We start from the raw sequence: 15,638 nt of genomic DNA on the forward strand, positions 1-15,638 counted from the left end.
CTCTCGCTTCACTCGTCGGATGCAGGAGGAGAGGTGAAACGGAAACCCCGAGGCTGAGCCCTCGGGGAATTTTATAGATTGAACCTGTTTTCTAAAAACAGGGAAGAATTGACAGAAGTAATTTAAATAAGAAAAACCAGATTTATGAAAACAGCATCTTTAACAAACGATCTTGAATATAATGAAAAACATCCTGTTATCAACGTATTACTGGATACCGACACCGGGAAAGAAATAAGGATTGCCTTTAAAAAAGGCCAGGTCATGAAAAAACACCATACGCCATTTCCCATAGTGGTGGAAATATTTGAAGGCAGTATTGATTTTGGAGTTAACGGGGAAGTTTATACTGTAAACAAAGGTGATTTGCTCGCTTTGGAAGCCAGTGTGTCCCACGATCTTACGGCCTTAAAAGACAGTATTGTAAGGTTAAGTCTAAATAAAGCTGATACCGCAAAGCGTGTAGAAGATGTTGCGAAAAGTTCATCATAACTCTCGTTTTTATGGTTGGAATCTATCCCACAAGTTAGACGTTGACTAAAAACATCTGATAAAACTTAAATATAAGATCCATATGCGAGTATTTAATAAGTAACAGTTTTATGAAACCTGAAAAAAATAAAAAAATTATAACATTCTAAGAAGAGTTTCAGAGGATTTTACGACTAAAACAATGCAGGGAAACTCAAAAGACCACACGGACTTTTAGAGGTTTTAAATAGGCTTTAAAAACCTTGTTATATGACGCTTATCATATTTTCTAGCGAGGTTTAAAAGTATCTTCAAGACTAGTATTTAGTAGACTTTTAAATCATTGGTCATGCAAGTCAAGAAAAATCCCAGGGCAGATTTAAGCCGTAAAAGCTTGATATTCTTCCAGATCGGTTTGATTTTCGTTCTGGCATTGGTTTATTATGGTATCGAATGGAAGTTTAATGTTCGCGAAACCTCTTCTATAAGCTACGAAACTGCCGTCCCGGAGCTTACTTTGGAAGATATCCCGGTAACGGAAGTTAAAGAGCTACTACCGCCACCTCCTCCTCCTCCAATTCCCGAATTCATTGAGGTTATACCCGATGAACTGGAAGTTGAAGAAACCGAGATACGATCTACTGAAACCAACCAGGAAGAAAGGATGGAAAAAATAGTAGAAGTTGCTGAGATCATAGAAGAAAAAATAGAAGAGAAAGTGGAAGCGGTTCCTTTTGTACTTATAGAAGAGGTTCCCCTGTATCCCGGCTGTGAAAATAAGGGGGATAATGAAGCAAGAAAAAAATGTATGTCGGCCAAAATTAATGAACTGGTAAGAAATGAGTTTAATACCAGCCTGGGCGATAAATTAAACCTATATGGTATTAACCGTATCTTCGTGATCTTCAAAATAGACGAAAACGGTAAAGTGACCGATATTAAGACCCGCGGTCCCCATAAAGCCCTGGAAGCAGAAGCCGAGCGGGTTATAAAATTATTACCCCAAATGATGCCGGGGAAACAAAGAAACCGACCCGTTAGCGTTCTTTATAACCTGCCTATTACTTTTGAAGTGAAGAATTTATAAGCCCGGTAACTACCTCACCAGTAACTGCGAAAAGCATCTATTGTACTGCGCACCGTACCTTCGTTTTGCTCCCTGGATAATTTCTTATTCAGAAAAACAGGTGCAAAATCCATAACTCCCACGGCATTTCTGGTAAAGGGCAAGAGTGTGGTATTCAGGGCATGCTTATTTAAAGCATCCTGCCGAAAAACTAAATTTTCTGATGCCAGCACCGCTTCAGAACTTACAAAATTTGGAAACATTCGTTGCCATCCACGGGGTAAAGTGCAACATGAAAAGTAACTCCCAGAGCATATTCAGAGTCCAATACTTAAGACAACAAATTATAATTTTATAAATACTACGAATAATTTGATAGCATTTTTTTAATTTCCAACTCTCGTATGATTGAAATAAGCATTTTTCACATAATCCCTAAATTGCATTTAATAAAATCAATGATTTGATCATATAAAGGCCTATTTTTTCCAGAAATTTCAGTCCTTACAGTCTTTTAAAAATTCTATGCTTCCATTAATTAAACAGACAATTCTAATTTACAGACTAATTATAAATCTGTTATTGTTTTTAGGATGTTTTCTAAATGTATCCGCTCAAAACCAAATTAGTTTTGAACGAATTTCTACCAACGATGGCCTGTCCCAAAGTGATATCAATGCTATTTATCAGGACCAAACCGGGTTCATTTGGTTTGGGACCCATGACGGACTTAATAAATTTAATGGTTATAATTTTACGGTTTATAAGCCAAAAAAGGACGAAAATTCAATTAGCAGTAATTTAATATTTTCCATAACGGGTGATAAAAAAGGCAATTTATGGATAGGTACCACGGGCAGCGGGCTTAATTTTTTCGATAAAACCAAAGATACTTTTACCTCCTATAAAAATGACAAAGATGATCCAAACAGTTTAAGCAATGATCATATTACCTGTTTGCTTTTAGATAAAAAAGGCCGCCTATGGATAGGAACCCGGAACGGTTTGAACCTGCTAGATCTAACCAAATCTAAAAATGAATATCGTTTTCAGCGCTTTTATATGGAAAAAGATAAGGAAAGTCCCGAAAACAATAATATTTATTCGATTTTCGAAGACAGCTCCGGTCAGATATGGGTAGGTGGTCAAATAGGCTTGTATTCTTCAAAATCGAACGATGGAGGCTCTTTTAGTTTTTCAAAAGTAAATGAAGAAATAAATCTTCCTGCAAACATGGTAGAAGCTATTGCGCAGGATGAGGCCGGTAAATTATTTTTCGGAACTTCAGACGGGCTTTATTTTTTACCTAACCAAACCAAGCAAAAGAAAAATGTTATTCGTCTGATCGACGGTTTCTTTAACGATCTTCAAATAGATAAAGAGAACAATGTATGGGCTGGCACCAACAAAGGTTTGATTTATCTAAAAAACGGGAAATCTCCGGCAGTCACAGATCATTTTCAGTATGATCCCCGAAATTTGAACAGTCTAAGCAAGAATATTGTAAAATCACTTTATACCGATGACACCGGAATTATTTGGGTCGGCACCAATGGTGGAGGTGTAAATAAATTTGATCCCGGGCACAAAGATTTTCGGCATATACGAAAAACTACAGCCGAAAATAGTTTAAGCTATGATAAGATAAGGGCTATGTATGAAGATTCCAACGGGACTTTATGGATAGGAACCGAAGGAGGAGGCTTGAATATGCTCTTAGAGGAATATAATCGGAATTATTCAGGTTTTAAAAAATTTGAAACCGTTCTAAAGCCTTTTGCCTTATCAGAAATTACAATTGGTAATAAAAAAACGCTACTTATTGGTGCTGAAGGCACTCCTTCCCTTTATAAACTGGATATTTCAAATCCTGAAAAAATTGTTGAAAGTGACATAATTCCAATACCTGAAATTGAACACAGTGTCTTTTCCTTTTTAACCGACAGCAACGAAAATTTATGGATTGGAACTTATCGTGGCGGGGTGCATAGATGGATAAAAGACAAAGAATCTCCTGACAGATTTAAAAAACAACAATTCTTAAATGATCAAAATAAGCCTAACAGCATTTCAGATAATATTATTCGGAGCATCTTTGAAGATAGTAAGGGAAATATCTGGTTTGCCACAGGGGATGGATTGGCACGGCTAAAACCGAATCAGGTTGAAAAAGAGAATCCTAATTTCATCAATTACAAACACCAAAAAGATGATACTACCAGTATTAGCCATGATTATATTTTAAGCCTGCATGAAAGTAAAAATGGGGTTCTATGGATTGGAACCTTTGGTGGCGGGCTTAATAAATATATTCCTGCGTCACAGTCCCAACCTGAACGGTTTATTTCATATTCTGAAGAAGATGGCTTGCCAAATAATTTTATAAAAGGAATTCTGGAAGATGAAAATGGAAATTTGTGGTTATCTACCAATAAAGGACTTTCAAAGTTTGATCCGGAAAAGGAAACTTTTAAAAATTTCAATGTTAACGACGGCCTTCAGAATAATGAATTTCAGGAACTGGCATTTTTAAAGCGGGATAACGGTGAAATGCTTTTTGGGGGAATAAATGGATTCAATGCCTTCTACCCTGATAAAATCATAGCGAACCCCTACCCTCCCGAAACGGTAATTACCAATTTCTCCATTGCGAATAAACCCGTTGAAATAGATGAAAAATTAAACGGAAGAATTATTCTGGATAAATCTATTACTGAAACTGAAAATATAAAAGTAAAATACAGTCAGAATAATATTTCTTTTGAATTTGCCGGACTTCATTATGCCTCCCCTAAAAAAAACAAGTATGCTTATAAATTAGAAGGTTTTGATGACGACTGGATTTATACAGATTCTGAAAAGCGTTTCGCCACCTATACTAATTTAAACCCGGGCGACTATCTCCTAAAAATTAAGTCTACCAATAATGATGGAGTGTGGGATCCCACCCCTGCAGTATTGGGAATTGAAGTGACCCCTCCTTTCTGGATGACCAATACTGCATATATAATCTATTTTCTACTATTTATTGCCTTGTTATATGCACTTCTTAAATACACGATCATCAGCACTACTAAAAAATATCAGCTGGAGATGGAGCACTTAGAGAAGGAAAAGAATGAAGAATTGCAACAGATGAAAATGGATTTCTTTACCAATGTCTCCCACGAATTTCGCACGCCCCTTACCTTAATAAAAGGGCCTCTGGAATATCTGCAACAAAAAGGCAAAGACCTGGATTATAGTATTATTGAGAACCAATATGCTATGATGTACAAAAACACCAAATACTTATTAAGATTATTGACGCAGTTACTGGATTTTGAAAAGATGGATCAGGGTAAAATGAAGCTGACCGTTAGAAAAGGCAATATTGTAAAATTCTTAAAAGAAGTTGGCGAGCCTTTTAAATTTATAAGCGAAAAGAAGAATATCGAATATAAATTCGAAGCTGAAAAGAATATTATCACCTCACATTTTGATCCTGATGCATTAGAGAAAATAATGAACAACCTGCTATCTAATGCGTTTAAATTCTGTCCTGCGGATGGTTACGTTTTAGTCAAAATAAAAATCGAGAAAAAGCAGATAGCTGGACAACCTTCAGATATGGTCGTTATAGAAGTGACCGACTCCGGCGCAGGAATTTCAGCAGCTAAAAAAGAGCGGATTTTTAAAAGGTTTTATAGCAAAGATATTTCTAAGGAAAAACAAATGGTGGGAACCGGCATTGGTCTTAGTTATACTAAAAGCCTGGTAGATTTACACTTAGGCACTATAAATATTGATAAAAATGAAAAGGGAGGCTCTACCTTCGTTATAAGCCTCCCCAAAGATAAAAGCTCCTATATTAATAAAGAGGGCATCAAACTGTATAAAGGGAAAGATAAAGAGATTCTTCTCAATCCGGCCAATTCTTCGTCTTACCTCATTTCTTTAAGTGATGAAAAAAATGATAAAAACATATTTAAAGACAGGCCTGAATTACCAATAATACTGGTGGTAGATGATAATAAGGATATCAGGAAGTTTATAAGGCAAAGTTTACAGTATAATTACAATATTCAGGAAGCTGAAAATGGCAGGGAAGGTTTTGAAAAAGCCAAAGAAATAGTTCCCAATATTATCATTAGTGACCTTATTATGCCTGAAATGGATGGCATAGAATTTTGCCAGCATTGCAAAAATAATCAGGCTACCAGCCATATTCCATTCTTACTCTTAACTGCAAAAGATTCCCAGGAGAGTGAACTTGTGGCCATGGAAAGCGGGGCCGATGATTATCTAATAAAACCTTTCAACCTGGAGCTACTTCAGTTAAAACTGAAAAATATTATTACCAAGCGAAATCATTTAAGGAAACGTTTCAACCGAGAAATCATTCTAAAACCAGCAGACGTCACAGTAACTTCAGCCGATGAAAAATTCCTGCAGGAAGCTATGGATATTGTGGAGATCAACATGATGAATACCGACTTCAGTGTGGAAATGCTTGTTAAGGAAATGGGACTAAGCCGAAGCAATCTCTACCTGAAACTAAAAGAAATTACCGGTCTTTCTTCAAGTGAATTTATTCGCAGTATCCGGTTAAAAAGAGCGGTGCAGTTGCTGGAAAAAAGCGACCTTTCTGTGAAAGAAATCATGTATATGACAGGTTTTAATACGGCCTCCTATTTCGCTAAATGTTTCAAAAAACAGTTCGGTAAGACTCCTAGCGAATACGTTAATAAATTACATAAAACCTGATCATGCTCTCAAATTCAGCCAAAATTATTTTAAAATCAAACTTTTTAAGAATAAAAATAGCTATAAGATTTAATTAGTAACTCACCTACCCTATTCTTTAAATATCATATTTTATGATTGTTCGTATAGACACACCTAAAAGTTAGTTTTTGTCACCTTGAGCCCAGTCGAAAGGTTAAACAAAAACGTCTCGACTTGAGCCTGTATTGAGCGAAGTCCAAATGCTCGACGTGACAATTTTAGTTATAATTTGCTTATTAGGTTTTATACAGGACAGGCATTTCATATTTAATTATTGATTACAAGCCATTTAACTCTAAGAAAAAACACTTAAAAGTGCCTGAAAATCATTTGAGATAGCTTTTTAAACATACGTAGCTTTCGTTTTATGCCAAAAATCGAATATTTACCTACTTTGTTATTTCAAAATATATAAGCCGTGGGATTAATCCATATTTGTATGAAGAAGTGTATTCTCAAAATTTCTGAAGCTATTTTTAGGAAGCATCATTACTTTCTAGTAATACCTATTGTATTTTTTATCTCCTGTGCTGCAAATGCCCAGACTGATGTTTCAAAGAACAGCAAGAAAAAGCCTAATATCATCTATATAATGGCCGATGATCATACCACCCAGGCTTTCGGGATTTACGGTAGCAGACTTGCTCAACTGAATCCTACACCTGTGTTGGATAGTTTAGCTCGTAGCGGGATGATCTTTGACAATGCCTTCGTAAACAATTCTATTTGTGTACCTAGCCGTGCAGCTATTTTAACCGGCCAGCGCGGACAGACTAATGGGGTGATAGATCTTGAAGGAACACTTCCTCTGGAAAAACAATATCTGCCCAAAGAAATGAGCAAACTGGGTTATCAAACTGCCCTCGTGGGAAAATGGCATTTGCATGACGAACCCGCTGCCTTCGATTATTATAAAGTACTACCCGTACAAGGGAAATATTTTGATCCTGATTTTAGAATCCGCGGCGAGAAGCCCTGGCCACAAAATGTAGTTCAAACCCAGGGACATTCCACCGATATAATTACCGATATTAGTTTAGACTGGTTAAAAAATAAGCGTGACCCGGATAAGCCATTTTTCCTGATGCACCATTTTAAAGCGCCTCATGATGATTTTGAACATGCTCCCAGGTACGAAGAATATCTTAAAAACGCCTTTATACCAGAACCGGCCAGCATGTATTACAATGCCAATAATGGTTCCATCGCGACAAGAGGCGCCCACGATTCCCTTACCCGAATTATAGGTTCATCGGTTTCCAGAAGGAATTTGGTAAGGAACCAGGCCATGAACATTTATCCCGAAAAAGAAATCTATAAAAATTACCGGGATGCAGGAGATATTGATATTAGTGAGCATATTCCTTTTGAACTGGATGCTGAAGAACGAAAATATGCCAGTACCGTTTATCAGGATTATCTTAAAAAATATCTTCGCGCCGTAAAAGGAGTGGATGATAATGTGAAACGTTTGCTTGATTACCTGAAGAAAGAAGGACTACTGGAAAATACCATTATTGTCTATACCGGAGACCAGGGTTTCATGCTTGGAGAGCATGATTATATAGATAAACGCTGGATGTACGATGAATCTATGCGTATGCCATTTTTTGTACGTTACCCCAAATCCATACAACCCGACACCCGTACCAATGCCATTATAAACAATACCGATTTTGCTCCTACCCTTATAGAATTAGCCGGGGGAAAAGCCCCTGATTATATGCAGGGACACAGTTTTAAATCCATCCTCGAAACCGGGGAAGAACCGGAAGGCTGGCAGGACGCCACCTATTATCGTTACTGGATGCATATGGCCCATAAACATGGCAATCCTGCGCATTTTGGCATAAGGACAAAAGACTTTAAACTTATTTTCTTTTATGGTAAATACTGGGTAGATACCGATGATCCAGATGCGACCTGGAACAAAGACAGCTGGGGGAACGATTTTACAAGGCACACCCCGGTGGCCTGGGAATTTTATGATCTAAGGAACGACCCTTACGAAATGGATAATGCGTATGACGATCCTTATTATAAAGAGATCATTTCCAATTTAAAAATTAAGTTGAAAGATCTAAGGCAAGAGCTCAACGAGACCGATAAAAATTATCCCCACATCCAGAAAGTTATAGATGAACACTGGGATGATTAAAGCTTATATTATAGTTTGATTAGCCTCGGGGGAACAATAGTTCCCCTTTTTTATTCCTCTTCCTAGGTGTGATTGATTTTCATATATTAATGCGCAGCTCTTATCTTTGTTAAGATATCGGTCGTTAAAATCCAATCAATTCCTTTTTTGGTTAGTCCCTTAATCAGCTTTTTGTCACCTGTCCAAAGTGGGGAGGCTAATTCTAGCCCAAGAGCAATAAAAGGTGCATCAAACTCATCGACGTTTTTAGTCAATGCGATTGATTTTTCAAAAGTTGATTTCCGAATGGATTCTATATCTATCAGGTCAATTTTTTTCAAAATAGTAATTTGAAGGAAGTCCAATTCCTTTTCTGAAAAACCGGTTATTTTGAGAAGTTTTTCTCGGTGATTGCTGAGTTCTTCAAGAATGAATGTCGGCGAATAGAAATCAAAAACATCGAAAGAATTTAGTAAGAGGTCGCTTATCGTTCCATTCGGACTTAAAAGTCCACTGAAAATTATATTGGTGTCTACTACAATTTTCACTTCCCGAATCGACTTTTATTTTTACTCCACCAGGATTCTTTAGATTCTGTGGCAAGTTCGTCAATTTGCTCTTGAGATGCTTTACTTTTCGAGGCTATTTCACGAAACTTTAAATAGTCTAAAATTCGCTGAAGTCCGACCAAATCTGTTCCAGAAGATAAGCGGATTAATATTTCCTTATTTGTTCTTTCGATTTGCATATTTAAATCTACTCAAATTTTATAATTAAGCCTAAAGTTTCTCTCAAAATGCTTACTAACTTTTTATAGAAGGTAAAGTCCATTATTTACATTTTCTACATAAAATTTTTCAAACATATTAACTTCTTAATAAAGTGCATTTTCAGGCAATATGATTACACCAAAAAAGAATAAAAAATAAAAGGAATTAAACTATGAAATATTTTATTTTTCCAACTTAAACACTTTCTCCAAAGGCACCCATTTTTGACCATTTTCAGCCCAGGGTAATCTCTGCTGAAAAGTATCCATCAGTTTTTCCCATTCCTGAACTTTTGGATTACTTGCATCCATTCTCGCCTTTTGTTCAGGATCAAAAGTTTCATCGACTTCCATGATCATAAACAATCTGTTGCCGGTAAGATAGATTTCCATATCTATAATCCCGGCATCCTTAATACTTTTGGTAATCTCTGGCCAGGCATTGCCCGCGGCATGGTATTCTTTATATTTTTCAATCAGTTGCGGGTCATTCTTTAGGTCGCAAGAATAACATAGTCTTTTTATAGCACTCATTTTCTTCTGTAATTAATTTGTGTGATAAACTTTATAAACCTGTCTTCCGTAGATACCAATTACTACAAAACATATTAGAGGGAGAATAAACGAGAAATTCACTTCAGGAACCCCCAGAATTAGAGTATCAACATAACCCGGCCCGCCGAAGTCCAGAATATACCCTTGTAAATAAGGCATAAAGGCACCTCCAACTTATGCAGGATGCCTATTGGGGCCAATGATTATGCGGTGACTATCTGATTTTTTTCGGTTTGAAAGCGTTCATTTTTCCAGAAAGGATAGAATGCCTGAACTAATGGCTCTCCAAATGGATCTACTGATGGCAAGGTTGGTTTTATTTTTGACAATCTATCAAAAATAAATGAGGTGTTTCTTGCTGTACTCCCCCTACCAATGTCAGTTGGGTAATCCGTTTCACTTTTTATGAATTTAGTTAAAAGTTCCAGGGTAAGCCAGTCTTTTGGTTTTGCAGTTATCTTGGCATCTAAATTAAGTCTCTGGAAATCTTCGTCTCCAACACTCAATAATCCTTTTTCCTCAAATATTCCAGAAGAAATGTAGTAATTGAGCTTTTCGTCACCTCCAGCTACGCTCAAATTATGCTTCTGCCTTAGCGCCCAATCTTTGAATAAAAAATCTTTCCAATCTGTTGCCCCGGTCGCACCAAGGCCTGCTGCACTTTGATCCCAAGCAGTGCCAGCTTCATTTGGCACAAGGCTTGGCGCACTCCCCGGATTTTCCATATTTTGCTGTATCCAGCCTAACTGTTCCTCATTCCAGTAGGGGCTGGCGTTGATGTTAGCCCTGGCATCGTTCATCACATAAGCAAATGTTAAAGCGTCAACAGATTCCGGCCATATAGTTGGCTGGCTCAAAGAAAAGTTATTACTATAGTTCACACGAACCCCACCCTCCATGTTTTTACCACTTTTCGTGGTTATGATTATTGCTCCGCCTGCAGCTCTTGATCCATATATTGAGGCCGCCGCTGCATCCTTAAGTACAGAGACAGATTCAATATCCTCGGGATCCACATTGCTAATATCCATAATAATATTATCAACAAGTATTAAAGGAGATGCATCTGAAAGGTTGCCATTAGCATCGGTCGCTTGAAAACCACGAATATTTATATTAGGGGTAGCTCCTGGTTGCCCTCCGGATGTTGAATTGGTTATTACCAAGCCGGGAGCGGCTCCTTGTAAAGCACTTGTGGCATTTGCAACAGGTCTATTTTCAAATAGTTCCGCTCCAATTTCTGAAACTGCAGCCGTTAAATTTACTTTTTTCTGGGTACCGTAACCTACCACCACCACTTCATCTAATTCTGCCTGATTATCCTGTAGCGTTATATCCAGGGTCGAAGTTTCATCAGTGACAGTATGGGGTTGGGCTGCCATGCCAAGAAAGGAGAAAACCAAAACTTCCCCTGGTTGAGCTTCCACTTCATAAAATCCATCAAAATCTGTTTGAGTTCCACGATTTGTCCCTTCAACAATCACATTTACCCCGGGTAGGGGAACTCCAGATTTATCCACAACCACCCCGGTAATAGTCTTCTGTTGTATAAAATCTACCAAAGTCGGAGTGCGACTGTTAATAATGGTGAGCTTTTTTTCCTTATTACGTTTTAAAATAATATGTGTTCCGCGAATTTTAGGTATTATATCTGTCGCTTCGAACAAGCTTTCGAGTACTTTATCGATATGTTCCTTATTTACCGTAAGCGATAATTTTCGATTTAGATCAACATGTTTTGTCTTATAAATAAATTTAAAATCAGTAGTAGACTCAATGTTGTCAATAATGTTTTGAACTGTTGAATTCTTTACATTTAATGTCACCCTGGTCTGGGCATGACTGTTATTGGCATGTAATCCCACCAAGGAAGCAAACAAGAGTAGGGTTGTAAGTTTCATCTTTAAGTCAAATTTCAATAAAGGCCTTTTAAACCTCTCTTGATTCAATTGGTTTTTCATATTTTTAAATGTTTAATTGTGGTTAGCGAATAATTGCGATCACTCTTTTATGCCGGAAAATGTTGGCGCATTTTCCGGCATTGTTTTTATTGTAAACAAAGTGTACCTAGTTAAGATTAGTAATCTTTTTTAAATCATTATTATTTCTTATTGATTAAATATTTATTTATCTGATAATTACCTTATTATTTTTTACTTTATAATTGATTTCATGTACATCATTAAAAAAACTCAGCACTTCCTCTATTTTAACATCGTTAAAACTTGCATTAAAAACTTCCTTGCCTAATTCTGTATTTTCATTCTCAATTTCTATGTGATAATGACGTTCCAGTTTTGCCATGATCTGGTCAAAAGTCAGGTTACGGAATACCAGGTGTCCTTCTCGCCAAGAGGTATAAAGGGATGTATTTACCTGGTCGATACTCATGTTGTTGGAAGTGCGTTCAAAAGATCCTTTTTGGCCTGGTTCCAGGTTTGTGGACGCACGAAGAGAGGCTTCATTGCTGCTAAGGCTTACAGCCCCTTCAACCAAAACAACTTCAATATTGCTATCCTCCTCGTATGCTGATACATTAAATTCTGTTCCAAGCACATTCACCTCCAGATCGTCAACATTTACAACAAAGGGATTGGATTTATCTTTAGCAACATCAAAATATGCTTCCCCGCTAAGGTATACCTCTCTATTTCCTTTACTTAAAAAGTTTATGGGGTATCGCAAAGAACTTCCGGCGTTTAAATGAACCAGGGTACCATCTGACAATACAAGTTCAAAGCGTTTTCCATAGGGAATGGTTAAAGTATTAAAAGTCAGCTCTTCAACATCTGAGATTTGGGAATAGCTTAGCTGATGTTGTTTTTGTTTTCCAAGAATATTACCCTCAGAATCCCTTACCTCTTTTGACTGGGAAACATCGATGGTATATATCTCCCCATTATCCAGTTGCAGGGTAATCGGTTCATCTTGGGGAACGAGAAGGGTATCGTTCTGGAATGAAAAAAAACCTTGTTGAAAAATAATTCCCAGACCAATAAGTAAAACTGCCACCGCCGCGTATTTGATCCAGTGAGGAGCAAAGCTTTCAACGGGCTTTTCCTTCCGCTCAATCTGGTCTACTGTTTTTTTATAGGCTTCGTCTGCTATATCCTTTAGCACGGCAAGGTTTAGATCATGATAATCCTGGATATAGGCTTTAAGGGTCGACTGATTTTCGGGATCATTCAACCACTTTCTCAGTACGATGAGCTCATCTTTAGAAATGGAACCCATAAGTAGTTTGGTAATATTTTTTTTCATTTATTGTAATTAAATTCGGGATAGTATTTACATTTTAACAATCTTTAAATTCACATGATACTATCTATACTGATAAATCTTAATAAACCCTTAAAAAATTATGAAATTTTTTATAAACTATATATTATTTCATAAAGTAAAACTAACAAATTGTTAAATAAATGAATGATATAGAAGCAGTTAGGATGTTAAAAAAAGAAAAAAAACGTGCTTTTAAATATCTATTCGATACATACTACAACCGGCTTGTAGCTTACATAATGACTTATAACCACAATAAAGCCCAGGCAGAAGATATTGTGCAACAAACTTTCATAAACCTCTGGGAGAACAGACAAAAACTCGATGACAATCAATCACCCAAAGGCTATCTATATGCCATTGCCTATAATACCTATATGGACGCTATTAAAAAATCGAAGAAACAGAAAAAAATAATAGATGAGATTTGGGAACATGCCTTACGGGATAGGATTGAAGAGGATTCCGAAACTCAGGAGAAACGCATACAGAAAGTGAAGGAAGTAATTGAAACTTTACCTCCTAAGTGCAAGAAAATTATTCAGATGAATAAAGTTCAGGGAATCAGGTACAAAGATATTGCAGAACAAATGGGAATCTCGATTAAAACCGTTGAATCACAAATGCGGATTGCATTTACCAAAATACGGGAAGCTTTCGAGAATGATACTTTGCTATTATTTGCTTTATTTAAAAAATTACGTATTGGCAATAAAGATTAAAAGTTATCTGCTGGAGATAAATCCGCTTTTTAACCCGCTTTTATTTGTCATTATTCTAAAAGTTGATAATCTCAAAATTCCATTTTAAATCTATCTGTTTTACTAATAATCAACTTTTTAAAACTCTTTTTCCGTTCTTGGGAAAGAAAGCTATGATCAATCAACCCTGGCCATTCCTGCATCCCTTTTTCAATCCTTTTCCAAAGGTTTTCAATCGCTTTTTCTGGTATGTGTGCTTTTAACATGGCTTCATTAAAATCGTTTCGTTTTAGTTTTCGCTTTTTTCCGTTTATGTTTAGAGCTAAATCATCTAGATCGTCTGGCAATAATAATTGTGCAGCAATCATATCATAAGCGTGTGTGAGTTCATATGAGTTTGATACTTTCGCGATAAGCGAAAAATTCTTTAAGTGCATATCATTATTTCCAATTAAGAAAGACACGATGACTTGTTCATAAAAGTGAACTACATCCTTTAAGGGGTTTTTTGAATAGGCAATGATTCCTTTAGCGATTTGTTCATAAGAACCACGATATTTATGTTCTGTTAGCCGTTCCGTAAATTGGCAGGCATCTTCCATGGCGAATTTTTCTCCTTTTTCGTGGCGATCTATACGACGAGTTAAGTAAGCCAGTTCGCCATCTTTCAAAGGAATTAATAAAAACGGAACGGTATCAATACCGCAAGACTGTGCCATAAGCATAGACAACGCTTCGATTTCTGGCATTTGGGGATACTCGGTATATGGCGGTTTTAAAATGTACCTCCCATTTAAAGCGCCAACAATGGTAAGACGTTTTTCAGTTCCAGTAGTTGTGAATCCTAAAGACAATTTGGGTTGCACACCAGTTACAATAATCCGTTGTGCAACGTTTTCCTTGGCAAGTTCATTTATTTGAGATAGTTTATAGTCTAACTGTAACACAGGCGTGTCATTTCCCCAAAAAGTATCGAGACATGCAGGATGATATTGCATATCTACTGAATCCAGTTCTTTATGACAGGCTAAACAATTATTCATCTTCCATAACACTTATGTTTCCTATACAATCACGACAGGTGGTCAGTAGTAATCCCATTCGATCACGCGGGTTGAGTTTCCAGTTTTTTTGTGCAATATCTAGCAACCAGCCTTCTGGTATTAATCCGTCAAAAAATGGAAATAAATTTTCTGATATAAAAGATGTTTCCTGTAACGGAAATGTTAATGATACTGGTGTTGCATTTTCCAATGACAAATATGTTTTATCATATTGAAATATATAGCCTTCGTCATTTTCAGTAAGCATTCCTGCTTTTTGATTATGCACCCAAATTTCTCCTTGTCTCATCACTTATAGTTGTTGGTGTTAAGGTATGCCCAAAAAAAAGCAATACTTGATTTACTTTATCGGTCATTAGATTAGGTTTTCCTTGTTCAAGATCTCGCACAAAGCGAAGTCCAACACCGGTCAAGTCGGATAACTCTAACTGTGTCATTTTATTTTCATTTCTACGTTTTCTGACAAATTCAGCAATAGCATTATGTCTATTCCAATTCTTCATAGTTATACCCATTAGGCAGTAAATCAATACAATATACAGTTTTTATACCTTTTTGGGTATATTCAATATATTAAAAATAAATTTATACCCATTTAGGTATAATTAATCTCCATTTTAAGTAAAATTAAGTGAGTGCAAACCCTCCGAAATCTAAAAAAACAATAAATCGATTAAGATTTATTGTTTCCGGCTATTGGTAGGTTTACTGTAACTTTAATATTTCTAATAACACAATTGCATGAGTATTTTCAATTTTTTTAAGCGATAAATGATAAGCTCTTGAAAAGTATAGACAGATGAGCTTTAATTTAAAAAGAGATCCT

The 15,638-nt window shown here is 36.4% G+C and carries 14 protein-coding genes and 1 pseudogene; 5 read left to right on the plus strand and 10 right to left on the minus strand.

The window, feature by feature from the left end; translation table 11 throughout:
• Positions 1–144: 144 nt before the first annotated feature.
• Both DHD80_RS01810 and DHD80_RS01815 read left to right on the plus strand, forming a co-directional pair.
• Complete coding sequence (locus tag DHD80_RS01810) at positions 145–492, plus strand: cupin (RefSeq protein WP_251739166.1); 348 nt, start codon at positions 145–147, stop codon at positions 490–492.
• A gap of 328 nt (positions 493–820) precedes the next feature.
• On the plus strand, positions 821–1,558 hold the full coding sequence (locus tag DHD80_RS01815) for an energy transducer TonB (protein WP_251739167.1): 738 nt from the start codon (positions 821–823) through the stop codon (positions 1,556–1,558).
• Positions 1,559–1,572: 14 nt separating this feature from the next.
• On the opposite strand, the gene DHD80_RS01820 is transcribed toward DHD80_RS01815, so the two are convergent.
• The gene (locus DHD80_RS01820; protein WP_347709945.1) at positions 1,573–1,800 is read right to left on the minus strand and encodes a glycoside hydrolase family 97 catalytic domain-containing protein; all 228 of its coding nucleotides are present in this window, start codon (positions 1,798–1,800) and stop codon (positions 1,573–1,575) included.
• Positions 1,801–2,062: 262 nt separating this feature from the next.
• Here DHD80_RS01820 and DHD80_RS01825 point away from each other — a divergent pair, with 262 nt between their 5' ends.
• Complete coding sequence (locus tag DHD80_RS01825; RefSeq protein ID WP_251739168.1) at positions 2,063–6,283, plus strand: two-component regulator propeller domain-containing protein; 4,221 nt, start codon at positions 2,063–2,065, stop codon at positions 6,281–6,283.
• A gap of 460 nt (positions 6,284–6,743) precedes the next feature.
• A complete protein-coding gene (locus tag DHD80_RS01830; RefSeq protein ID WP_251739169.1) occupies positions 6,744–8,462 on the plus strand; it encodes a sulfatase in 1,719 nt (572 codons plus the stop codon).
• A gap of 86 nt (positions 8,463–8,548) precedes the next feature.
• Here DHD80_RS01830 and DHD80_RS01835 read toward each other — a convergent pair whose 3' ends face one another.
• From DHD80_RS01835 to DHD80_RS01860, 6 genes and pseudogenes are all read right to left on the minus strand, one after another.
• Positions 8,549–8,989: a PIN domain-containing protein gene (locus DHD80_RS01835; RefSeq protein WP_251739170.1), complete on the minus strand. Its 441-nt coding sequence runs from the start codon at positions 8,987–8,989 to the stop codon at positions 8,549–8,551.
• The gene (locus DHD80_RS01840; protein WP_251739171.1) at positions 8,986–9,189 is read right to left on the minus strand and encodes a hypothetical protein; all 204 of its coding nucleotides are present in this window, start codon (positions 9,187–9,189) and stop codon (positions 8,986–8,988) included. The genes DHD80_RS01835 and DHD80_RS01840 overlap by 4 nt, the downstream gene beginning before the upstream one ends.
• Before the next feature lie 204 nt (positions 9,190–9,393).
• Positions 9,394–9,744 (minus strand): L-rhamnose mutarotase, encoded by a 351-nt coding sequence (locus DHD80_RS01845; protein ID WP_251739172.1) that lies wholly within the window; start codon positions 9,742–9,744, stop codon positions 9,394–9,396.
• 12 nt (positions 9,745–9,756) lie between these two features.
• Positions 9,757–9,945: pseudogene (locus tag DHD80_RS01850) on the minus strand (MFS transporter); the annotation flags it as partial.
• Between the two features lie 23 nt (positions 9,946–9,968).
• Entirely contained in the window at positions 9,969–11,666 is a 1,698-nt protein-coding gene (locus tag DHD80_RS01855) for a SusC/RagA family TonB-linked outer membrane protein (protein ID WP_251739173.1), read from the minus strand.
• A gap of 226 nt (positions 11,667–11,892) precedes the next feature.
• Positions 11,893–13,026: a FecR family protein gene (locus tag DHD80_RS01860; RefSeq protein WP_251739174.1), complete on the minus strand. Its 1,134-nt coding sequence runs from the start codon at positions 13,024–13,026 to the stop codon at positions 11,893–11,895.
• A 161-nt stretch (positions 13,027–13,187) separates the two neighbouring features.
• Between DHD80_RS01860 and DHD80_RS01865 the strand changes: the two genes are divergently transcribed.
• Entirely contained in the window at positions 13,188–13,769 is a 582-nt protein-coding gene (locus DHD80_RS01865; protein WP_251739175.1) for an RNA polymerase sigma-70 factor, read from the plus strand.
• A gap of 71 nt (positions 13,770–13,840) precedes the next feature.
• Here the strand turns inward: DHD80_RS01865 and DHD80_RS01870 are convergent, their stop codons facing one another.
• Genes DHD80_RS01870 through DHD80_RS01880 form a run of 3 tightly spaced genes read right to left on the minus strand, consistent with a single transcriptional unit; the run spans position 13,841 to position 15,315 of the window.
• The gene (locus DHD80_RS01870; protein ID WP_251739176.1) at positions 13,841–14,791 is read right to left on the minus strand and encodes a HipA domain-containing protein; all 951 of its coding nucleotides are present in this window, start codon (positions 14,789–14,791) and stop codon (positions 13,841–13,843) included.
• On the minus strand, positions 14,784–15,101 hold the full coding sequence (locus DHD80_RS01875; RefSeq protein ID WP_251739177.1) for a HipA N-terminal domain-containing protein: 318 nt from the start codon (positions 15,099–15,101) through the stop codon (positions 14,784–14,786). The genes DHD80_RS01870 and DHD80_RS01875 overlap by 8 nt, the downstream gene beginning before the upstream one ends.
• Entirely contained in the window at positions 15,073–15,315 is a 243-nt protein-coding gene (locus DHD80_RS01880) for a helix-turn-helix domain-containing protein (protein ID WP_251739178.1), read from the minus strand. Before DHD80_RS01880 ends, DHD80_RS01875 begins: the two co-directional genes overlap by 29 nt.
• Positions 15,316–15,638 lie beyond the last annotated feature (323 nt).

The organism is Gramella sp. AN32 (genome assembly GCF_023718305.1).
Lineage (GTDB): Bacteria > Bacteroidota > Bacteroidia > Flavobacteriales > Flavobacteriaceae > Christiangramia > Christiangramia antarctica.